The sequence below is a fragment of the Tabrizicola fusiformis genome (assembly GCF_013328815.1).
Lineage (GTDB): Bacteria > Pseudomonadota > Alphaproteobacteria > Rhodobacterales > Rhodobacteraceae > Fuscibacter.
Genome location: NZ_JABUHN010000001.1, coordinates 359600 through 380400 on the forward strand (window position 1 = coordinate 359600; position 20801 = coordinate 380400).

The 20801-nt window shown below is 64.1% G+C and carries 22 protein-coding genes; 7 read left to right on the forward strand and 15 right to left on the reverse strand.

The genetic code is table 11. The annotated features are described in order from the left end of the window. Positions 1-286 precede the first annotated feature (286 nt). From HS053_RS01695 to HS053_RS01705, 3 genes are read right to left on the reverse strand one after another with little or no spacing between them, the layout of a single operon-like run. A complete protein-coding gene (locus HS053_RS01695; RefSeq protein ID WP_174209449.1) occupies positions 287-1063 on the reverse strand; it encodes an SDR family oxidoreductase in 777 nt (258 codons plus the stop codon). Beyond that, positions 1064-1258, reverse strand: a complete 195-nt coding sequence (locus tag HS053_RS01700) for a hypothetical protein (RefSeq protein WP_174209450.1) — start codon at positions 1256-1258, stop codon at positions 1064-1066. Position 1259: 1 nt separating this feature from the next. Next, complete coding sequence (locus tag HS053_RS01705) at positions 1260-2048, reverse strand: S49 family peptidase (RefSeq protein WP_174209451.1); 789 nt, start codon at positions 2046-2048, stop codon at positions 1260-1262. Between the two features lie 104 nt (positions 2049-2152). Here HS053_RS01705 and HS053_RS01710 point away from each other — a divergent pair, with 104 nt between their 5' ends. Next, positions 2153-3037 carry a LysR family transcriptional regulator gene (locus tag HS053_RS01710; RefSeq protein ID WP_174209452.1) on the forward strand — a complete coding sequence of 295 codons (885 nt, stop codon included), beginning with the start codon at positions 2153-2155 and terminating at the stop codon, positions 3035-3037. Here HS053_RS01710 and trhA read toward each other — a convergent pair. Then, positions 3034-3687 carry a PAQR family membrane homeostasis protein TrhA gene (gene trhA / locus HS053_RS01715; protein WP_174209453.1) on the reverse strand — a complete coding sequence of 218 codons (654 nt, stop codon included), beginning with the start codon at positions 3685-3687 and terminating at the stop codon, positions 3034-3036. The genes HS053_RS01710 and trhA overlap by 4 nt on opposite strands. Before the next feature lie 126 nt (positions 3688-3813). On the opposite strand from trhA, the gene ppk2 reads away from it, so the two are divergent. From ppk2 to HS053_RS01735, 4 genes are all read left to right on the forward strand, one after another. Further along, positions 3814-4731, forward strand: coding sequence for a polyphosphate kinase 2 (gene ppk2 / locus HS053_RS01720; RefSeq protein WP_174209454.1), 918 nt, complete (start codon positions 3814-3816; stop codon positions 4729-4731). Between the two features lie 92 nt (positions 4732-4823). Further along, complete coding sequence (gene pgsA, locus HS053_RS01725; RefSeq protein ID WP_174209455.1) at positions 4824-5489, forward strand: CDP-diacylglycerol--glycerol-3-phosphate 3-phosphatidyltransferase; 666 nt, start codon at positions 4824-4826, stop codon at positions 5487-5489. Next, entirely contained in the window at positions 5486-5734 is a 249-nt protein-coding gene (gene moaD, locus HS053_RS01730) for a molybdopterin converting factor subunit 1 (RefSeq protein ID WP_174209456.1), read from the forward strand. Before pgsA ends, moaD begins: the two co-directional genes overlap by 4 nt. 1 nt (position 5735) lies before the next feature. After that, entirely contained in the window at positions 5736-6176 is a 441-nt protein-coding gene (locus tag HS053_RS01735) for a molybdenum cofactor biosynthesis protein MoaE (protein WP_174209457.1), read from the forward strand. Between the two features lie 19 nt (positions 6177-6195). On the opposite strand, the gene HS053_RS01740 is transcribed toward HS053_RS01735, so the two are convergent. Together HS053_RS01740 and HS053_RS22470 are read right to left on the reverse strand one after the other, a co-directional pair. After that, complete coding sequence (locus HS053_RS01740) at positions 6196-7185, reverse strand: P1 family peptidase (protein ID WP_174209458.1); 990 nt, start codon at positions 7183-7185, stop codon at positions 6196-6198. 70 nt (positions 7186-7255) lie between these two features. Then, the gene (locus HS053_RS22470; RefSeq protein WP_277817035.1) at positions 7256-7381 is read right to left on the reverse strand and encodes a hypothetical protein; all 126 of its coding nucleotides are present in this window, start codon (positions 7379-7381) and stop codon (positions 7256-7258) included. A gap of 190 nt (positions 7382-7571) precedes the next feature. Between HS053_RS22470 and pheT the strand changes: the two genes are divergently transcribed. After that, positions 7572-9983, forward strand: coding sequence for a phenylalanine--tRNA ligase subunit beta (pheT, locus tag HS053_RS01745; RefSeq protein WP_174209459.1), 2412 nt, complete (start codon positions 7572-7574; stop codon positions 9981-9983). 44 nt (positions 9984-10027) lie between these two features. Here the strand turns inward: pheT and HS053_RS01750 are convergent, their stop codons facing one another. The 7 genes from HS053_RS01750 to HS053_RS01780 form a co-directional block, all read right to left on the reverse strand. Then, positions 10028-10684: a DUF1523 family protein gene (locus tag HS053_RS01750; RefSeq protein WP_174209460.1), complete on the reverse strand. Its 657-nt coding sequence runs from the start codon at positions 10682-10684 to the stop codon at positions 10028-10030. Between the two features lie 11 nt (positions 10685-10695). After that, positions 10696-10977 carry a hypothetical protein gene (locus tag HS053_RS01755; RefSeq protein WP_174209461.1) on the reverse strand — a complete coding sequence of 94 codons (282 nt, stop codon included), beginning with the start codon at positions 10975-10977 and terminating at the stop codon, positions 10696-10698. Beyond that, positions 10974-12335: a DUF6638 family protein gene (locus HS053_RS01760; protein ID WP_174209462.1), complete on the reverse strand. Its 1362-nt coding sequence runs from the start codon at positions 12333-12335 to the stop codon at positions 10974-10976. Before HS053_RS01760 ends, HS053_RS01755 begins: the two co-directional genes overlap by 4 nt. Continuing rightward, complete coding sequence (locus HS053_RS01765; protein ID WP_174209463.1) at positions 12332-13165, reverse strand: hypothetical protein; 834 nt, start codon at positions 13163-13165, stop codon at positions 12332-12334. The genes HS053_RS01760 and HS053_RS01765 overlap by 4 nt, the downstream gene beginning before the upstream one ends. Beyond that, positions 13162-15087, reverse strand: coding sequence for an AAA family ATPase (locus tag HS053_RS01770; RefSeq protein WP_174209464.1), 1926 nt, complete (start codon positions 15085-15087; stop codon positions 13162-13164). Before HS053_RS01770 ends, HS053_RS01765 begins: the two co-directional genes overlap by 4 nt. Before the next feature lie 162 nt (positions 15088-15249). Continuing rightward, positions 15250-16377, reverse strand: coding sequence for a hypothetical protein (locus tag HS053_RS01775; RefSeq protein ID WP_174209465.1), 1128 nt, complete (start codon positions 16375-16377; stop codon positions 15250-15252). A gap of 48 nt (positions 16378-16425) precedes the next feature. Beyond that, a complete protein-coding gene (locus HS053_RS01780) occupies positions 16426-17499 on the reverse strand; it encodes a coiled-coil domain-containing protein (protein ID WP_174209466.1) in 1074 nt (357 codons plus the stop codon). Positions 17500-17613: 114 nt separating this feature from the next. Between HS053_RS01780 and HS053_RS01785 the strand changes: the two genes are divergently transcribed. Further along, positions 17614-18885, forward strand: a complete 1272-nt coding sequence (locus HS053_RS01785) for an acetylornithine deacetylase/succinyl-diaminopimelate desuccinylase family protein (RefSeq protein WP_174209627.1) — start codon at positions 17614-17616, stop codon at positions 18883-18885. A gap of 128 nt (positions 18886-19013) precedes the next feature. Here the strand turns inward: HS053_RS01785 and panC are convergent, their stop codons facing one another. Together panC and panB are read right to left on the reverse strand one after the other, a co-directional pair. Further along, complete coding sequence (gene panC / locus HS053_RS01790) at positions 19014-19853, reverse strand: pantoate--beta-alanine ligase (RefSeq protein ID WP_174209467.1); 840 nt, start codon at positions 19851-19853, stop codon at positions 19014-19016. Further along, entirely contained in the window at positions 19850-20686 is an 837-nt protein-coding gene (gene panB, locus HS053_RS01795; protein ID WP_174209468.1) for a 3-methyl-2-oxobutanoate hydroxymethyltransferase, read from the reverse strand. The genes panC and panB overlap by 4 nt, the downstream gene beginning before the upstream one ends. Between the last annotated feature and the right edge of the window lie 115 nt (positions 20687-20801).

A 20801-nucleotide genomic window follows, 5' to 3' on the forward strand; every position in this document is an offset into this window, starting at 1 on the left:
GATTCTCGTTGCTGGCTGCAATGATATGGCACGGCGGGCAAGAGCAAAGCTGTCCACGCTTTCTGTGGATAACCTTGCGGAGAAGTTTTCAGGAGGGGGCGAAATTTCCTTGTTTTTGGCCCTATTCCTTGATCTGCCCAATTTTTAGGCGCTTCATTAAGGCATTGAAAAGAATATAAAGATTCTTTCGGATCGTGCAAATCACTGAAAAACCAACAGATTTGTAACGCGGGCGTGAAGGTGAATCCAAAAGTGGACAACTCGCCGCGCCCCTCTTGACGCAAGGTCACTCAACCCCAAGGACATCCGGCGTTTGCCAGCCCAGATGCTGGCCGCCGTCGGTGGCGATCATCTGGCCGGTGACGCCGGGAGAATCGAGGAAAAATCCCAGCGCCGCGACGATATCGGCAGGGTTCGAGCCGCGTTTCAGCACGGTCGCGGCGCGCTGGCGGGCAAAATGGCTTGCGCTTTGCCGTCCCCCGATCAGCGTCGGCCCCGGGCCGATGGCATTCACCCGCACCCGCGGCGCCAGCGCTTGCGCCGCGGTGCGGGTCAGCGCCCAGAGCCCCATCTTGGCCAGCGTATAGGTCATGAATTCGGGTGTCAGCTTCCACACCCGCTGGTCGATCATGTTCACGATCAGCCCGCGCGCCAGCGGCTCGCCGGCGATGTCGGGTTCCGGCGCGGGAACCTGTGCGGCGAAATCCTGCGTCAGCACGAAAGGCGCCCGCAGGTTCGATTCCATATGCCGGTCCCAGCTTTTGCGGGTGGCGCTGGTCAGATTGTCGTATTCAAAGATCGAGGCATTGTTGACCAGCACCGTCAGCGGCCCGGCCAGCGCCGCCGCCGCGCGGGGCACCAGCCGGCTGACCTGCGCTTCGTCCAGAAGATCGGCTTGCAGCACCTCGGCCCGGCGGCCAAGGGCGCGGATCATAGCGGCGGTTTCTTCGGCATCTTCGGCGGAACTGGCATAGTGGATCGCCACATCATGGCCGCGCCGCGCCAGATACAGCGCCATCTCGCGGCCCAGCCGCTTGCCCGCCCCGGTGACCAATGCCCGCATCTATCCGCCCTTCTTGCCGCAGTCACAATCCGCCTTGCCGATCAGATAGCGCCCGCAGCGCCCGCATCGAGTGGCCGGGCGCAACCCCAGCCGCTTTTTTGCGCTGCGGGTGACGCCCCCCTTGGTCAGCGCATTGCCGATCATCCCAACGGCCGCCATGGCCAGCAGAAAGACGAGGATGGTCTTGATCAGCATGTCACAGCCCGTAGCGGGCCCAAAGCGCCCGCTCCTCTGCCGCAAGCATCACGTCTTCGGCGAGGTTCAGGCCAAAGCGGGACAGCAGCCCCTTTTTCTGCCCCATGGGGATCAGCCGGGCCTTGTCACCGTAAAGCGCCTGCATTTTGGGCACCAGATGGGCAACCCCATCCACCAGCCCGAGATCGGCGGCCTCTGCCCCCACCCATATATCGGCGTTGAACAGGTCCGCTTCGGCCAGCCGCGCCCCGCGCCGTGCCTTCACATGGGCGATGAAGGCGGCATGGACCGGGGCGGACAGGGCACGCAGCCGCTCAACATCTTCGGGTTTGGCGGGCAGGAACGGGTCGGCAAGGCTTTTGGACTTGCCTGCCGTGACCACCCGCCGCTCGATCCCGTGACGGGCCATGAAATCGGGAAAGCCGAAGCTGGCAAAGATCACCCCGATGGAGCCGACCAGCGAGCTGTCATCGACCCAGATCTTATCCGCCGCACAGGCCAGCCAATAGCCACCGCTTGCCGCGACATCCTCGACAAAGGCGTGAACCGGAATGCCCTTCTTGTCCGCCAGCCGCCGGATGCGGGCGGCGATCAGGCTGGATTGCACCGCCGAGCCGCCGGGCGAGTTGATGGCCAGCGCCACCGCCGCGGGTTTCATGCGAAACGCCTTCTCGATTACCGGAGCAAGCCCCGCGTCGGACAGGGCGTTGCGCCCGGTGCCGATGGTGCCCTGCAGGCGGATCACCGGAACAAGGGGCGGCTTTTTCAGGAAAGGGATGAGGCTGCGCATGGCATAGAGGTAGGGCGGCCCGCGCGTGGGCGCAATGGCTGCATTGCCCGGACCTGTCGGGGCAGGCCCTTGCCTTCCGCCGCATCCGCGGCCACCCTTGGCGGATGATCGACAAGCTGGAAATGTTCATCGCCCTTGCGAACGAGCGGCATTTCGGCCGCGCGGCCGAGGCTTGTGGCGTGGCGCAGCCCAGCCTGTCGTCCGCCATCCGCCAGCTTGAGGATCAGTTGGGTGTGCAACTGGTGTTTCGCGGCTCCCGCTTTCAGGGGCTGACGCCCGAGGGGCAGCGCGTGCTGGACTGGGCGCGGCGGATCGTGGGCGACATGCGCGCGCTCAAGGACGAAATGCGCACGGTTCACCGGGGGCTGTCGGGCAATCTGCGGTTGGGAGTGATCCCCACCGCCCTGCCGATGATTGCCGATCTGACCGCGCCTTTCACCGCGCGCCATCCCAATCTTCGGGTGACGATCCTGTCGCGCACCTCGGTTGAAATCCTTGACGGTCTGGAAAGCCTCGAACTGGATGCCGGTATCACCTATCTGGACAATGAGCCGCTGGGCCGTGTGACCCAGACCCCGCTTTATACCGAATTTTACCGTTTTCTCTGCGCCCCCGCCTCACCGCTCGCTGGGCGCGACAGTGTGACCTGGGCCGAGGTGGCGCAGGAACCGCTGTGCCTGCTGACCGCCGACATGCAGAACCGCCGCATCGTGAACCAGCATCTGGCCGAGGCAGGGGCGCGGGTGCAGGCGATGGTGGAATCCAATTCCTCGATCGCGCTGATCGCCCATGTCCGTTCCGGGCGCTGGGCCTCGGTCGTGCCGATGAAACTGGCGGGGATGTTCGAGGGTGCGGGCCTTGCAGCCATTCCGATTGTCGAGCCAGAGGCGGAACATCTGGTCGGACTGATCGCCCCCCGGCGCGAGCCGCAGACGCCCGTCCTTGCCGCGCTGATCGAAGAGGCGGTGCGGCTGGCGCGGCTGCTTTAGCCCGTCACCACCTGCACCATGACGGCGGCATAGAACACCATGGTGGCCGCCAGCACGAAGACATGCCAGATCGTCTTGTGGAACGGCAGCGCCTTCCACAGGTAAAAGGCCACGCCGGTCGTATAGATCAGCCCGCCGATGATCATCAGCACCACGACCGGCATCGGCAGCGCCGCCAGCATCGGCCCGCCCGCGATGAAACCCGCCCAGCCCATGCCAAGGTAAAGCGACAGCGCTAGCCAGCGGAACCGCGCCGGCGAGATGGTTTTCAGTCCGACACCCGCGGCAGCGGCGCCCCACATCACCGTGGTCAACCCCCAACCCTGACCCGAGATCAGCGCGAAGGGCGTATAGGTGCCCGCAATCTTGAGGTAGATCGCCGAATGGTCCAGCCGCCGCAAAAGCCAGTTCCAGTCGGGCCGCCCGATCATGTTGTAAAGCGCCGAGAACAGGATCATCAGCACCAGCGTCGCCCCATAGACCGAGGCGCCGACCACCGAAGGCGCATCGCCGCGCAGAAGGGCGGTCAGCACGATCAGCACCGGCACCGCCCCGGCCACCATGGCCAGCCCGGTGACATGCACCACAGCATCGGAAAGGCGCTCGGCGCGGGTATAGGCGGGGCGGGTGGTGATGGCGGAGGATTGCATGTGATAAGCCTGCCACGCCCCCCGGCCCCAGCACAAGTTGTGCCTGGGCCGTGACGTAGGGGCAACTGACGCGGCACTGTCACAATACTCTGTCATCTCCGGCTTTGAACGCGAGGAACCCATCAGATGCCGAAGACCCAAGACACCATCGCTCAGGATTGGCTGGCCGAAGAACTGGCCGAAATTCTGGACGAGGATTACGAGCTTGAAATCGAGGACGCGACCCTGTCGCGCGAAATCTCGCGCCTTTACAAGGACAAGCATCCCGATGCGCTGGACCGCCGGGTTTATCTTTCGGAACTGATCCGCCTGCAGTCCGAGTTGATCAAGCTGCAGGACTGGGTGCAGCACAGCAAAGAAAAAGTGGTCGTGCTGTTCGAAGGCCGCGATTCTGCAGGCAAGGGCGGGGTGATCAAGCGAATCACCCAGCGGCTGAACCCGCGTGTGGTGCGCACCGTGGCGCTGCCTGCGCCCTCGGACCGCGAGAAAACCCAGTGGTATTTTCAGCGCTATGTGCCGCATCTGCCCGCCGGTGGCGAAATCGTGCTGTTCGACCGCAGCTGGTATAACCGCGCCGGGGTCGAGCGGGTGATGGGCTTTGCCACCGAAGATCAGGTCGAGCAGTTCCTGAACGACACGCCCGAGTTTGAGCGGATGCTGGTGCGCTCGGGCATCCGGGTGGTGAAATACTGGTTCTCGATCACCGATCAGGAACAGCAGATGCGCTTCCTCATGCGGATTCACGACCCGATGAAGCAGTGGAAACTCTCTCCGATGGACCTCCAAAGCCGCGTACGCTGGGAGCAATACACCAAGGCCAAGGAAGAGATGATGGCCCGCACCAACATCCCCGAAGCGCCGTGGTATATCGTCGAGGGCAATGACAAGAAGCGGGCGCGGCTGAACTGCATCGCGCATCTGCTGGACCTGATCCCCTATGAGCCGGTCCCGCATGAAGAGATCCACCTGCCCGAGCGGGTGTTCAATCCCGACTATGAACGCGCGGTCCTGCCGCCCGAGCTTTACGTTCCCGGCCGCTACTGAGAGCGGCCTTCGCAAGGCAGCGACTGAAGTGCCACAGGGCGGCGTTGAATTTCCGCCCTTTCTTTCGGCGCGTTTTCGGCTACCAATCCGGCATGACCTGGAACATCCCGAATATCCTGACGGTCCTTCGCCTGCTCGCCGCACCCGGTGTCGCGGTGATGTTCCTGTATTTCCACCGGCCTTGGGCCGATTGGTTCGCGCTGTCGCTGTTCGTTGGCGCTGCGATTACCGATTGGTTCGACGGCTACCTTGCCCGGCTGTGGAAGCAGGAATCGAAATTCGGCGCCATGCTGGACCCGATTGCCGACAAGGCGATGGTGCTGATCGCCATCATGGTGCTGACCGGCTATAACGGCATGAACCCTTGGCTGATCCTGCCCGCCACGGTGATCCTGTTCCGCGAGGTGTTCGTGGCCGGCCTGCGCGAGTTTTTGGGCGCCAAGGCCGGGCTCCTGAAGGTCACCAAGCTGGCCAAGTGGAAGACGACGGCGCAGATGGTGGCGATTGCCACGCTGTTTCTGGGCACGGGGCTGGAATATCTCAACGGCGTGGCGATGCAGGGCATGACGCCCGAGCAATATGCCGAAGCGGTCAGTGCCGGGCTGGCCGATCCGATCCGCGCCTGCGGCAACCGCGATTGCGCCTCATTCGCCAATATTCTGGGGCTGGTGCTGATCTGGCTGGCGGCGATCCTGACTGCCATCACCGGCTGGGACTATTTCCGCAAGGCGCTGCCCTATCTCAGGGACGACCGATGATCGAGGTGCTTTACTTCGCCTGGCTGCGCGAGCGGATCGGGGAACGGCGCGAGCGGGTGGAAACCCGGGCCGCGACCGTGGCCGATCTGGTCGCGGAACTGGCTGTCCGCAGCGAGGGTCATGCGCTGGCCTTTGCCGACCGCACCAGCCTGCGCGTGGCGCTGGATCAGGAGCTTGCCGGTTTCGACAGCCCGCTGACGGGCGTGCGTGAGGTGGCGTTTTTTCCGCCGATGACCGGGGGCTGAGATGCGGCTTTCGGTGCAGGAAACCGCGTTCGATCTGGGGGCCGAAAGCAACACTTTCGCCGCTGGCGCTGCGGGCGCCGGGGCGGTGGTGACCTTCACCGGCCTTGTGCGCGACAATGGCGGTGCCTTGGCGGCAATGGAGATCGAGCATTACCCGGGCATGACCGAAAAGGCGATTGCGGCGATGATGGATCAGGCCAAGGCGCGTTTCGCGCTGGCCGATGCGCTGGTGATTCACCGCTTTGGCCGGCTGGCGGCGGGCGAGACGATCATGATGGTTGCCACTGCCGCCCCGCACCGCGCCGATGCCTTTGCCGCGGCCGAGTTCCTGATGGACTGGCTGAAATCCCGCGCGCCGTTCTGGAAGAAGGAAATCGGGGCCGATGGCGCGGCATGGGTTGCGGCCAAGGATGAAGACGAGGCGGCGCTGACCCGTTGGTAAGATGGGCAGATTGCCCATCCTACGCGAAATGGCTGCGCCATGCCGGTTGCAGGTCGCCCGGCATCGGTTCTGCCGCATGGACCCCGCGCGCAATGGCCCGCGCCAGACAGGTCGCCGCGGCATGGCCGATCTGGAACAGATCGGTTACCGGATCGGTCAGCGCCCGCGCGCCTGTGGCCGCGGCAAAGACCAGATCGCCGTCCAGAAGCGTATGCGAGGGCACGATCGCCCGCGCCATGCCATCCTGCGCCGCCGTGGCCATACGCGTCGCCTCGGCCTGCGTAAGCCGGGCATCGGTGGCGACAATCGCAATCGTGGTTGCTTCGCCCATCCGTTTGCGCGGCAGCGGCGCCTCTGACGGCGGGAAGGCCGAAACGGCGCCCAGCCCGCCGAACTCCGCCCCGATTTCCCAAGGGGCGGCCCAGAATTGCGGGCCGTCGCCCACAGTGACCGAGCCAAGTGCATTCACCGCCACCACCGCGCCCACCGAAATCCCCGACGGCAGCACACAAGAGGCGGACCCCAGCCCGCCCTTCCACCGCCCGGTCAGCGCGCCATATCCCGCCCCCGCGCTGCCAAGGGCAAAGCTGGCATCCGCCGCGGCAAGGGCCTGCGCACCAAGGTCGTAATAGGAATTGCGGGTCCATCCCTTGTCACCGCCGTTCAGCAGGTCGAACAGGATCGCGCCCGGCACGATGGGCACCCGCTGATCGCCCACCGCAAAGCCGCGCCCCATGGCGCGCAGGCCATCGGCCACCCCCGAGCAGGCATCCAGCCCAAAGGCCGAGCCGCCCGACAGCACCAGCGCATCCACCTCTTGCACCAGCCGGTCAGGCGCCAGAAGGTCGGTCTCGCGCGTGCCGGGTGCCCCGCCCATCACCGAAACCGCCGCCACAAAGGGCTGCGCGCCCAGCAACACCGTGCAGCCCGAGCGCAGGCGGGCATCAATGGCATGGCCCACCCGCAGCCCGGCAATATCGGTGATCAGATTGCGCTTGCCCGGCTTCATGGTTCCCCACCCGGGCGCCCGCCGCCCATGGGGCAGAAGATGGCATGGCCGGATGCCCGCGCAAAGCGGTTCAGAACAGAACCGATCCCCGCGCCTCGGCGGCGATGAACAAAAGCACCGCCGCGGCCAGCATCAGGCACAGCCGGAGCGGGGGAATGCGTTTGCGGTCCTTGGGTATGTCGAGCATCGGTTCCATGCCGCCTTCTAGCCCAGCGGGCTGCCCAGAATGTGGCGCCGCACCCGTTGCCACGGCGACAAGCCGTTTCTGCCGGGGAAACAGGCCGGCAATCCGCCGCCCTGCCGCTTCCCCTTGGCGCCGCTTTGCGCTAATCCCAGCGCTGACCATTCCCGGGCGCGACCCGGCACGAACCGCAAGGGCCAGACCGATGAAATTCACCCTGTCCTGGCTGAAGGATCACCTTGAGACTTCGGCCCCGCTTGACGACATCCTCTATGCCCTGACCGATCTCGGGCTTGAGGTTGAGGAGGTGGTTGATCCTGCCGCGCGTCTGGCGTCCTTTACCCTTGCCAAGGTGCTTCACGCCGAACCCCATCCCGATGCCGACCGTCTGCGCGTCTGCCGGGTGCTGACGGATGAGGGCGAAAAGCAGATCGTCTGCGGCGCCCCCAATGCGCGGGCGGGCATCACCGTGGTTCTGTGCAAGCCGGGCGATTATGTGCCGGGCATCGACGTGACCCTTGGCGTCGGCAAGATCCGGGGCGTGGAAAGCCACGGCATGATGGCTTCGGAGCGCGAGCTGGAGCTGTCGGACGAACATAACGGCATCATCGAGCTGCCCTCGGGAGAGGTTGGCGAAAGGTTTGTCGATTGGCTGGCCGCGAACCGCCCCGGCACGGTGGACCCGATGATCCATATCAAGATCACCCCCAACCGCCCCGATGCGCTGGGCGTGCGGGGGCTGGCGCGCGACCTTGCGGCGCGTGGCCTTGGCGTGCTGAAACCGCTGGTCATTGAGCCGGTGGCGGGGGCTTTCCCCTCGCCCATCGCAGTGCAGATCGACGATGCGCTGAAGGTCAACGGCTGCCCGCATTTCGCGGGCCGGGTCATTCGCGGCGTGAAGAACGGCCCCTCGCCCGACTGGTTGCAAGCCCGGCTGAAGGCGATCGGGTTGCGGCCGATTTCGGCGCTGGTCGATATCACCAACTTCTTCACCTTCGCCCTGAACCGCCCCCTGCATGTGTTTGACGCCGACAAGGTGACGGGCGGCGTGCTGCGCATTCATCCGGCAGCGGGCGGCGAAGAGCTTCTGGCGCTGGATGGCAAGACCTATGCGCTGCGGGCCGGGCAGATGGCGATTTCCGATGCCACGGGCGTGGAAAGCCTTGCGGGCATCATGGGGGGCGAGCATTCGGGCTGCACCGAGGGCACGGTGAATGTCTTCCTTGAAAGCGCGTTCTGGGATCCGATCACGGTGGCCAGCACCGGGCGGGCGCTCAAGATCAACTCCGACGCGCGCTATCGGTTTGAACGTGGCGTTGACCCGGCCTTCACCCTGCCGGGGCTGGAGCTGGCCACGCAGATGGTGCTGGACCTCTGCGGTGGTGAAGCGTCTGCGGTGGTGCAGGACGGCGCCGCACCCGATGTGACCCGCGCCTACCGGCTGGACCCGGCCCGGGTGATCAGCCTTGTCGGTATGGACATTCCCGAGGCCGAGCAGCGCGCCACGCTGGTGGCCCTTGGCTTCACGCTGAACGGCGATATGGCCACCCCGCCCACCTGGCGCCCCGACGTGCTGGGCGAAGCCGATCTGGTCGAGGAAGTGGCCCGTGTCGCCAGCCTGACCAAGTTGCAGGGCAAGCCCTTGAAACGGGCGGTGCCCGGCGTGCCGCGCCCGATCCTGACGCCGATGCAGATGCGCGAAAAGGCGGCGCGGCGGACCATTGCGGCGTTGGGCTACAACGAATGCGTGACCTACAGCTTCATCGACCAGACGGCGGCCACGCTGTTCGGCGGCGGGCAGGATGCGGTGCGGGTGGACAATCCGATTTCCTCGGAAATGACCCATCTGCGCCCCGACCTGCTACCGGGCCTTCTGCGGGCGGCGGCGCGCAATCAGGCGCGCGGCTTCATGGACCTTGCGCTGGCCGAAATCGGCCCCGCCTTCCACGGCGGCGAACCGGGCGAGCAGCATTTGCAGGCGACCGGGCTTCTGGTCGGCGCCTCGGCCCCCCGCGATCCGCATGGCAGCCGCCGTCCGGTGGATGTGTTCGACGTGAAGGCGGATGTCGAGGCGGTTCTGGCTGCCCTCGGCGCCCCGGCCAAGGTGCAAGTGGGCCGCAAACTGGCGGCGTGGTGGCATCCGGGCCGCTCGGGCACGCTGGGCCTTGGCCCGAATGTGATGGCGACCTTTGGTGAAGTGCATCCCCGTGTGCTGGCGGCGATGGAGGTCAAGGGGCCTGCGGTGGCATTTACCGTGCTGGTCGGCAATGTGCCGCAGCCCAAGGTGAAAACCCCGCTGCGCGCCGCGCTGACCATCAGCGACCTGCAGGCGGTTGACCGCGATTTCGCCTTTGTCGTGGACAAGGGGGTTGAGGTGCTGACCGCCGTGAATGCCGCGCAAGGCGCCGACAAGGCCCTGATCGAAAGCGTCCGGGTCTTCGACCAGTTCACGGGCGAGAAGGCTGAGGCACAGATGGGCGCAGGCAAGAAGTCCATCGCGCTGACCGTGCGGTTACAGCCGGTGGACAAGACCCTGACCGAAGCGGATATCGAGGTGGTCTCGAAGAAGATCGTCGAGAAGGTCACCAAGGCGACCGGCGGCACCCTGCGCGGCTGATCTGCCCGGCAGAAAGCAAAAGGCCCCCGAACCGGGGGCCTTTTTCATTTCTTGCGGCTGAACCAGCCCTTGATCTGGCCCCAGAATCCGCCGGCCCGGTTCTCGACCCCGTCCCATGCCTCTTCGACATTGGCGGCGGCGGGTTCCACCGTGCGCTCCCAGAACTGCGCCCACATCCGGCGGATCATCACCACCACAAACAGCAGAAGCACCAGCACGACGATGTTGACCCAAGGGATGATCTGCTCATCCGGGCCGCTCGCCTCGCGCACGGCGACGGCATTGGGATAGATCGACAGGATCGGCAGCCGCCAGCCGTAATGCGTCACCACCACCCATTTCGGATTGGCCGCGTCCGATTTCAGATTGGTCGCCTCGGCCTGCAGGTTCGAGCTGTCATATTTGAAATAGGGCGGCCAGACCCAGCCGGTATCCTCATTGCGATAGACCATCACCTTGCCGTTGGCGAAGGCGGTATCGACAAAGCGGATGTCGCGGGTGGTGGTGCCCTCTGCTGTGCCGGAATCCGGCGAGGAATAGGCCCAACTGTTTTCCGTCCCGACCGTGGTCAGTCGGTTATAGGTGTTGGTGATCCGCACGATATCGTGCTGCGGCAGGGTGTAATGCAGAAACCCCGCCACGAACAGGAACAGGACAATGCGCAACGTCCATTTGGCATAGGTCCAGAATTTACCACCCATCGGGGCCTCCGTTACTGATAGTTCACCAGATAGGTGGTGATGGCGACGATTGCCATGGGAATGATATAGACCAGCACGATCAGCTTGCGCCGCAGGCTGTGGCGATAGGCGGCCATCCCCGCCTCGATAAAGGCCGCCCGCTCATCCGGCAGGCTGCCTTCGCAGGCGGGGTCCGTGTCCCATTCCTTCTCAAGCCGCTCGCGCCGGACCGAGCGGGAATAGATCGAGACCAGCACATAGACCAGCGTCAGGGCGACAAAGCCGAACACGGCAAGGCGGATCAATCCGATCATCTTCTCTCCCTCTGCACCGCGCCCCATGGCCCGACCGCCGCCGCCAGATCGCGGGCGGGCCGGGGATGGGGCCGCTCGCGCGCATCCATCGACGGTTCCGGGCCGAACAGCGCCTCACGCGCGCCTTGGGCATCCACCTTGTATTCGCGTTCCAGAAAATCCACCACGAATTGCCGCTTGGCCTCGGACCAGCGGGTATAATGGGCGTAGAACAGTTCCTTGTGAACAATGAACATCTGCCGCACATCCATCGGCGACAGTTCCGACAACAGCATGTTGACCAGATCGCGGTCCGGCCCCGGCGCCCCGCGCAGGGTATAGAAATAGGCCGCATGTTCCGAGGTGATCCGCGGCCAGGGCCCGGCCCCCTCGACCCAGCGCAACAGCGCCGCCAGCCCAAGGAATTCCTCGGGCAGACTGTCGCCCAGCCGGTAGGCCACCTTGCGCAACTCGGTCCGCCGCGCGTCACCAATGTCGATGCCCAGCGTTTCCGCCGCCTCGACCAGAATGAAATCCATCTTCTGTCGCAGCACCGCCGCCGCATCCAGCCCCCGCGCCTGCACGATCGGCTCCACCAGCCCGTTGCGCTCCAGCCAGTCGGCAATCGCATTGCGCTGGCTCAGGTCCATCGCGGGCGACAGCGGCACGCGGCCAAGGCTTTCGCGCGGCAGGGTGCTGATCAGGCCGGGAAACTTCGCCTCCTGAAAGATATAGATGCCGCCGAAATGGCTGGTCCAGAAATTCGGCTGCTGGAAGGTCATGGCGGGCAAAGCGATGGGCTGGCGCGTGACATCGCCGGTCTTGCGCGCCAGTCCGATCATCTGGGCAATCAGCGCCTCATCGCGCCAGCCGTCCGGTTCCTCGCGGAAACGGTCAATCATCTGCGTCAGCTTTTCGGCATCCGCCACATGGCCGCCAATCGTATCCGCCTCAACCGTCACCCGCTTCATTTCCAGAAGCCGGGCGGGGGTAGAGACCTCATAGACCGAACCCTGCAACTCCCCCGCCACCGCATCCCGCGCCGTCAGGGCAAACAACTGCGCCTCGTTCTTTTCGATGAACTGCTGCAGAATCCCGCGCGAGGTGGAGAATTTCATATTCAGCAGCGGCGCGGTTTTCTGACTGGTGGTCAGCAAGATGAACTGCCGGTTGGCGCCATTGGGGTTGAGGTAGAGCGGATCGTTAAGCTCTTCGCCGATTTCCGGGGAGAAGCCGGAAATGTCGATATGGAAATCGGTCAGCGCGGTGGTCTTGCCGGTCAGATGTTTCAGCGCCCGGTTATACCGCTCGACCAAGGCCGGGGAGGAGATTTCGACAAGGTTGCCGAACATGAGGCCAGCGGCGATGAGGCGTTTCATGGCGACTCTGACTCCCAGATATCGATACCGAGCAACCTGTCTATTGCTGTTAGGCATTCGTGCAGACGAAGGACAGACAGCCTTATCTTCTGATCGCTCCCCAGTCGATCTTCTATTTGTATAGCACTCACAATTGATTTTCTAATCTCTATAAGCGCATCACTGCGGCACTTCTCGATTAGGCTTCCAAACTTTGCAGCAGTTTGATGCCTAAACTCCAAGAGGCGAAGCCAACGCTCAAAATCTCTGTGATGGGTCGATGATTTTGCAAGCTCATCTGGCTTCAAAAACGTAATTGATCCATCGGGGTCAAAAACAGATCCATAAGTTCGCTCATTCGCATACTTCCATTTCAGAGGCCACAGCGTTAAGTCGAAAATTTGGGTGCCAATCCTATTCAAACTTTCATCCAATTCTCGACGCGCACGGTCCTCGTTTCGAGCAATCTTTTCGTCTTCGAAAATATCAGCCTGCATCTGCATGACTTCAAGTTGTTTCTCCTGAGCCTCACGCGCGAGCTTCAATTCGCTTCTAGTAAGCTCTAGCTCTTTCCGTTGCTCTCGAAGCTCATGTCCCTGAATCCAAACTGTGATAATGATCCAAACAAACGCTAAGGCCCCGGCAAAGCCAGCGAGAGTATCACCCAATTCGTTCGGAGGTGAACTCAAGAACCATGCCCAATTTGTTCGACACTCCAGAACATCTGACGCCAACAAAATGCAGTTCTTTCGCCAAGCCATGAAAGCGAAGCCAGCCAGAACTAAGGCTGTAAGTGCGAACCCAACCTTAGTTGGCGTCAACCATCTCACGTTCTCGGCTTCCTCACTCACCCCCGCCCCTCCACATACCGCCGCTTCGCCTCTTCCTGACGCCGGAAGTCCCGCACCATGCCCTCAATCGCCACCTCATCCGACTTGTCGGCATAGCGGAATTCGCTGTCGGCATAGCGGTTGATTTCCTGCACCACCATGTCCACCGAGATCGGCGTCATCAGCCCGCGGATCATTGCCAGCTTGTCATCATAAGGTTTGAACAGGAACAGGTCGGGGTTTTCCATCCACTCATCCGGCAATTCAAAGTCCATCGCCCGCACCTTCACCGCATCGGTGATGTTCTTGATGGCGCGCCCCGTAAACCGCTCATCCGCCTGCTGGATCGCCTTCAGATAGGCGCCCAGCTTGGCGATGGTGTCCAATGGGCCGATCTCCGCCGCCACCTTGTCCCAGACCTTCACCAGCCCCGCCTCATGCGGGCGGGAGTGCCCCTCAAAACTCGCCGCAACGGCGCGTTTGATTTCCTGTGCCGCGTAAAGATCATGCTGGCCCAAGGGGATCGCATGGTTCTTGCCCAGAAGCATGGCGAGGATGTCGATATAATCCTCGCGCGTCTGGGGCCCATCGACCAGAAACCGCGCCCCGGCCCGCTGGCGCAGCGCATCATCGACATTCTCGGGATAGTTGGAAAACATGCCAAATGTGCAATTGCCGCGCACCACGGTATTGGCCCCGGCAAAGGCGCCCATGAAGACCGCCGTCACCTCTTGCTGACCGGCCGAAGATTGCCGGTCACCGCGCTTGCCCGCCACCTGATCAATGTCGTCGATGGTGCCAAAGCCGATCACCGTGGGGTCCAGCACCGTGTCGATGAAGGCTTTGGCGTTCTGCCCCGATTTGCCCTGATAGCTGTCGATCTGGTCGATGGAAAAGTTCTGATAGCGGAACGGATAGCCCGCCACCTTGCAGTAATCATTGAGCAATCCTGCCATCATCTGGATCAGCGTGGTCTTGCCCGTGCCCGGCTTGCCATCGCCCATGAAGGTGAAGATGAAGCCGCCCAATTCCGCAAAGGGGTTCAGGCGGCGCTCGAAATCATAGGCCATCAGCATCTTGGCCAGCCGCATGGATTGATATTTGGCGATGTGATTGCCGACGACCTCGGTCGGCTTCTTGAAGGCCATGGTGAGGGCGCCACCCTTCGCTGCCCGCGCCGGTTTGAAGCCGGCGATGGTCAGCCCGTCCGCCTCAACCCGCCATGACCCGTTGGTAAAGGCGCCCAGCCGTGCCGCCGTGGCCGCCCGCAGCGCCACCTTCTCCATCAGCGCCTCGCAAAAGGCGGCAATCACCGCGACAAGGCGGGTTTCGTCTTCGGCAAGTGCCGCGATGTCCTGATCCAGCTCCCACAGGGCGCCTTGCAGCGCGAGGGGGGCATTGTCGGTCAGCACCTCTTCAACCTCACCGATCTCGACCGTGGTGCTGCCCAGATGCGGGGCGAGCAGATAGGCGGTGGCGTTGGCGAAGGTATAGAGAACCGCCAACGCCTCGGCTGCCAGAAGTTCGGTGAATTCGGCGCGCTTGACCTCGGGCAGGCGGCCTTCGAGGTTGGCCTTCTTCAACTCCCCCAGACCCGACTGCGCGGCAAAGGTCTCCCCCAGCGCCAGTGCAATCGCCAGGCCCCGCCGCAGCGCGTTCAGCGCCGAAGATTGCAGCGGCGAGAGAAGGCCATCGCCCAGGCCCTCCACCCGCTCGACCAGCCGCACCCCGCCGGGCCGGGCGGTGGAGCGCGCCGCCATCCCCGGCACGGTCGAGCGGAACCGCGGCCGCGCGCCGATCCCGGGTGAGCGTTCCGGCGCTGCCACCTCAACCGCCTTGGCCAGCCGCGGCGCGTGGTCAAAGCCCTGCACCAGACCCAGTGCCGCCTCATACTGGCTGCGGATCGTCGCTTCGCGCAGTTCCATCGTGTCGCGTGTGGTCATTGTGAACCTCCTGAAACCTGCGCCCCGGTCTGGCCTGCGCCTCCGGCGGGGATATTTGCGCCAAGATGAAATCCGCCTTGCTTTTCATCTTGGCAGAAATATCCCGGGGGTTCGGGGGCAGGGCCCCCGGCGACGGCGGGAATGGTGTGCCGCCCGGTCATTCTACACCGCCGGAAGGATGCGGCCGCCGGCGCCGACGACGAACTTGCGCAGGTCGCGCAATCCGGGGGCGTTCAGGTCGGTCATCGCCTGAAACGGGCGTTCGGGCAGTATGACCATGCGTTCGGTGCGGCTGGTGCCGGTGTCGATGCCGGTCAGCGGGTCCAGCTTCCAGATCTGGCGATTGGCGGTCGAGAACCAGCCGTCCTTCACCTCTTCCTCGCGGTCCGAGATCAGGTCTTCCACGGTCCAGACCAATGCCCAGTCGTCGCCGTCAGGGGCGGCGGCATTGGTCAGAACGGTCGAGATCGGGCCGGATTGCAGCGTGAAATCATGGCTATACATCGGGCCAAGCGTCAGGCGGCGCAGGCGTTTGGGGTGCAGCGCCTCAAAATCCTTGTCGAAACCCTGCGCGATGGTCAAGAGTTTCAGCCCGGTCAACGACTGCGCCACCAGACCCTGACTGACCAGCGGCCAGCGGCGGTCGTCATTGGGCAGGGGCTTCTTGCCGGAATCCTCGACATTCAGCAGATAGACCACCGGCAGGTTGGCTTGGGTATCATAGACCGCCCAATGCACCAGAAAATGGCGGCGGGGGCCGCGATCTTCGATCCACTGTGCATCAGGGTCGTTGCGGGTCAGGAACAGGCCGCCCGCCGCCAGCGCCTCATAATAGAGTCGCTGTGACAGGGCGAATTGCAGCGCGGTGGGCACGGTCAGGTCGCGGACGATCTGGCGCACCATGCGGTCTTTCAGCTCGGTTTCCGAGGCCATGCCCTGCAGGTGCTTGCCCGCCTGCGCGGCATCGACGGCCATCACCATCAGTTCCTGCGCCACCGGAAAGCCACTTTCGTGCCGGTCAAAGGTCAGGCGCGGGGCGCCTTCGGCCAGGCCGGTCATCAGATACTTGTGGCTGAGGGCGCGGAAACTCGCCGTCAGGGAGGCAAGATAGCGGCCCAGAATTCGCGCCTCGGTCCGGGTCAGCTTCCCTTCGGCCTCAACCTCGCCTGCGACCCGCGCCAGATGGCCGGTGATCCGGTCGAACTTTGCAAAATAGCGCCGGGCGATGGCGGTGTCGTAAAGCTCGGCATGGTCGTTGACGAGGGTTTCCTTGATCGAGGGATCAGGCATCGGCTTCCACCTGTTGGGGGCGGGACCGCCGAAGCGGCCCCGGTCGGCTTACTCACCGTAAGCGTTCTTGTCGTGCTTCTCGACAATCGCCGCGAAGCGACGGGCAAAGCGTTCATCCGCCTTGGCCTTCTGCTCCAGAATCTGGCGGGCAAAGACCATGTGGCCTTCGTGGGCTTCCAGCATGTCGGCCATCTTGTCATTCGTCGCGGCACCGATGGCGGCCATGGCGGCTTGCGCCTCTTGATCCGTCTTCACGCCGATTTCGTTGATGCGGTGGGCAACGTCCTGCTGCTGTGCGGTTTTCAAGCTGCTGGTCAGCGCGTCATAGAGAACCACGCGCTGCTTGGTATCGGTTTGCAGCTTGTTGATCAGCACCAGTTGGGTGGCCGCCTGATTGGTCAGGCTGTCCACCCAGGTCTTGCCCTTCTCGATATAGCGTTCCAGCGTCTGGCTTTTGGCCAGTTGCACCTGTTCGTCCTGCACCAGCGCGTTGTATTTCGCGTTCAGTTCGGCAAGGTCGGTTTCCAGCTTGGTCCGCGCGGCGGCATCCATCTCGACCGAAATCTTGTTTTCCAGCTCGATGATCTTGGGGTCCATCGCGGCAATTTCGGCCCGAACCGCCTCAAGCGCTGCGACCGTGGTTTCCCGCTGGATCAGCGTGTCGCCCAGATTGGCCTCGACCTTGGCCTTCTGGACATTCAGCAGGTCAAGCTGGCCCTGCAAGAGCCGCACGATCACGTCGGATTTGCTGATCAAGTCCTGCAACTTGTCGTCGATGCTGGCCGTGCGCAGCCGTTCCTGCCGCAGCGATTCCGATTTCGCGCCCGAGAAGATGCCAACAAAGCTCTCCCAGCCGGTCTTCGAGCGCATCTCGTCGAAATCCTTCGAGAAACCCGCCGTCACATCGTCCAGCCCCATGATCAGCTCGGCGATATTGGCGTTCATCACGTCGGTATGCTTGCGCACATCGTCCAGCGTGGCGTTTTCCACGTCGATCGCGGCCTCACCGGCCTCGATCTTGGCGCGGCCGGCTTCGATCCGCGCCGTCACCTCGGAAATCTTGGCCTGTGCGGCGGCAACCTGCTTCTGGCTTTCCTGAATCTGAGCGTCGAAATCGGCCATCGGGCCCTCCCTTGCAATGACAACCAGCATATGGGGATGTTGCGACTGTTTACATCCCGCATCACAGGAAAATCGGATTGCCCCGCAGGGGTGTTGCGCGGCACTCTGTTCCCCATGAACGATGCCGATATCCTTGCCCAAGTCATGGCCCGCCGCCAAGACCTTATCGGTCTGACGCAGGATCTGATCCGCATTCCGACGCTGAATCCGCCGGGGCGGAACTATCGGGCGATCTGCGACTATCTCGCGGCGCGGCTGATGGCGCAGGGTTGGGCGGTGGAACTCTTGCGCGCGACTGGCAGCCCCGGCGACAGCGACGCCTTCCCCCGCTGGAACATGGTCGCGCGGTATGAGGGCGGGCCGGGGCCTTGTGTGCATTTCAACAGCCACCATGATGTGGTCGAGGTCGGCCACGGCTGGACGCGCGACCCGTTCGGCGGTGAACTGGACGGAGACCGCATCTATGGCCGCGGCGCCTGCGACATGAAGGGCGGGCTGGCGGCAAGCGTGATTGCCGCCGAGGCGTTTCTGGCCGCCCGCCCCGGCTTTCGCGGCGCCATCGAGATTTCGGCGACGGCGGATGAGGAAACCGGTGGCTACGGCGGCGTGGCCTGGCTGGCAGAGCGGGGCTATTTCAGCCCGGCCAAGGTGCAGCATGTCATCATCCCCGAACCTTTGCACAAGGACCGCATCTGTCTGGGCCATCGCGGCGTCTGGTGGGCCGAGGTGGAAACCCATGGCCGCATCGCCCATGGCTCGATGCCGTTTCTGGGCGACAGCGCGATCCGCCACATGGGCGCGGTGCTGGAAGAGATCGAGGACCGGCTTTACCCGCTTCTCGCCACCAAACGCACCGAAATGCCGGTGGTGCCCGAAGGGGCGCGGCAATCGACGCTGAACATCAATTCGATCCACGGGGGCGAGGCCGAGCCTGCGCCGGGGTCCACCGCCTTGCCCGCGCCCTGCGTGGCCGACCGCTGCCGCATCGTGATCGACCGGCGCTTTCTGATCGAAGAAGACCTCGCACAGGTGAAGGCCGAGGTTTCCGACGTGCTGGAGCGGGTGAAATCCCGCCGCCCCGGCTTCAGCTATGACATCCGCACCCTGTTCGAGGTGCAGCCAACCATGGCCAGCCGCGAGGCCCCGGTGGTGAAAAGCACTGCCGCCGCGATTGAGGCCGTACTGGGCCGGATGGCGGATTATGTCGTCTCGCCCGGCACCTATGACCAGAAGCACATCGACCGCATCGGGCGGCTGTCGAATTGCATCGCCTATGGGCCGGGCCTCTTGCATCTGGCGCATCAGCCGGATGAATGGGTGGGCGTGCAGGATATGATGGACAGCGCCAAGGTCATGGCGCTGGTGCTGGCGGATCTGTTGCAATAGGGGCGCTGCCCCTCGTCGCCTGCGGCGCCTCACCCCGGGATATTTTCAGAGAGAGGATGAACCCGCCGTTCAATATCCGCTCTCCTCAAATATCCCGGGGTCCGGCGCAGCGCCCCGGGGCTGCGGGCCTAAACCGGAATGTTGTCGATCAGCCGCACCCCGTCCAGCCAGGCGGCGGCCAACATCCGGCGCGGGCGGCGTGGGTCGTCCGAGGGCATCAGGGTTTCGGCATCGCGCAGCTCGATATATTCCACCCGCTCAAACCCCGCCGCGCGCAGTTTTTCCGCCGCTTCGCGGATGGCCATGCGGTCGGACTGTCCGGCGCGGATTTCCTCGGCGGCCACTGTCACTGCGGCATACAGCACCCCGGCCACCGCACGGCCTTCCGGCGTCAGCCGCACGTTGCGCGAGGACATCGCCAGACCGTCCGCCTCGCGGATGGTTTCGCAGCCCACCACCTCGACCGGAAGGTTCAGGTCGCGCACCAGCCGCAGCACGACCTGCAACTGCTGCCAGTCCTTCTGGCCGAAATAGCCGCGATCCGCTTCGGTCATGCCGAAGAGTTTGGTCACCACCGTTGCCACGCCGTCGAAATGGCCGGGCCGCATCCGGCCTTCCAGCGGTTCTGACACCCCGCCCACCGAAACCGTGGTGATGAAGCCATCCGGGTAGACCTCTTCCACACCCGGCGCAAAGACCACATCCACCGGCACGCCGGACAGCAGCACCGCGTCAGCTTCCAGTGTGCGGGGGTATTTCTTCAGGTCGTCGGGGTTGTTGAACTGCTTGGGGTTGACGAAGATCGTGGTGATCACCCGGTCACATTCCGCCCGCGCCCGGCGGGCCAGCGACAGGTGGCCTTCGTGCAGGGCGCCCATGGTGGGCACCACGCCGATCTTTTGCCCCGCCGCCCGCCACGCCCGCACCTTTGAACGCAGGTCTGCGACGGTCTGGATGATCTCGGTCATTTCGGGCCTTTCGCGGGAAGGGTGTCGGGGAAGGAATGCTCTTCGCCCGGGAACTGCCGCCCGCGCACCTCGGCGGCGTAGGCGGCGATGGCCTCATCGGCGGTGCGGCCCAACTCGGCATAGCGTTTCACGAATTTCGGGCGGAAGTCGGTGAAAAGGCCCAGCATGTCATCGACCACCAGAACCTGACCGTCGCACTGCACGCCGGCGCCGATGCCGATGGTGGGGATGGTCAGGCTTTGGGTGATCCGCGCGGCCAGCCCCATGGGCACCTTTTCCAGAACCACGGCAAAGGCCCCGGCCGACTCGACCGCGCGGGCGTCTTCCATCACGCTGTCGGCCTCACCCTCGCGGCCCACAACCTTGTAGCCGCCCAGCGTGTTCACCGCCTGCGGGGTCAGGCCGATATGCGCCATCACCGGCACGCCGCGGCGGGTCAGGAAAGCAATCGTCTCGGCCATATGCGCGCCGCCCTCCAGCTTGACGGCAGGGGCGCCGGTTTCGGCCATCAGCCGGGCGGCGTTGCGATAGGCTTGCTGCGGGCTTTCCTCATAGCTGCCGAAGGGCATGTCGATCACCGCCATGGCGCGTGTAAGACCTTTGACCACCGAGCGGCCGTGCAGGATCATCATCTCCATCGTCACGCCCAGCGTGCTGGGCATTCCGTGCAGCACCATGCCGACGGAATCGCCCACAAGGGCGATGTCGCAATGCGGGTCCACCAGCCGGGCGCCGGGCGTGGTATAGGCGGTCAGCACCACCAGCGGGGCGGTCCCCTTGCGGGCGCGGATCTCCGGCGGCAGGACCGAGCGGTGGGGGGATGTGGCACTCATCGCGGGGGCTCCGCCTGCAGTTTCAACCTGCCCGATATAAGGGCACAGCCCCGGCGGCTGTGCAAGAATATTGCGCTGCGCTGCGGCGTTCGGGCGGGGCTTGACCCGGGCCGGG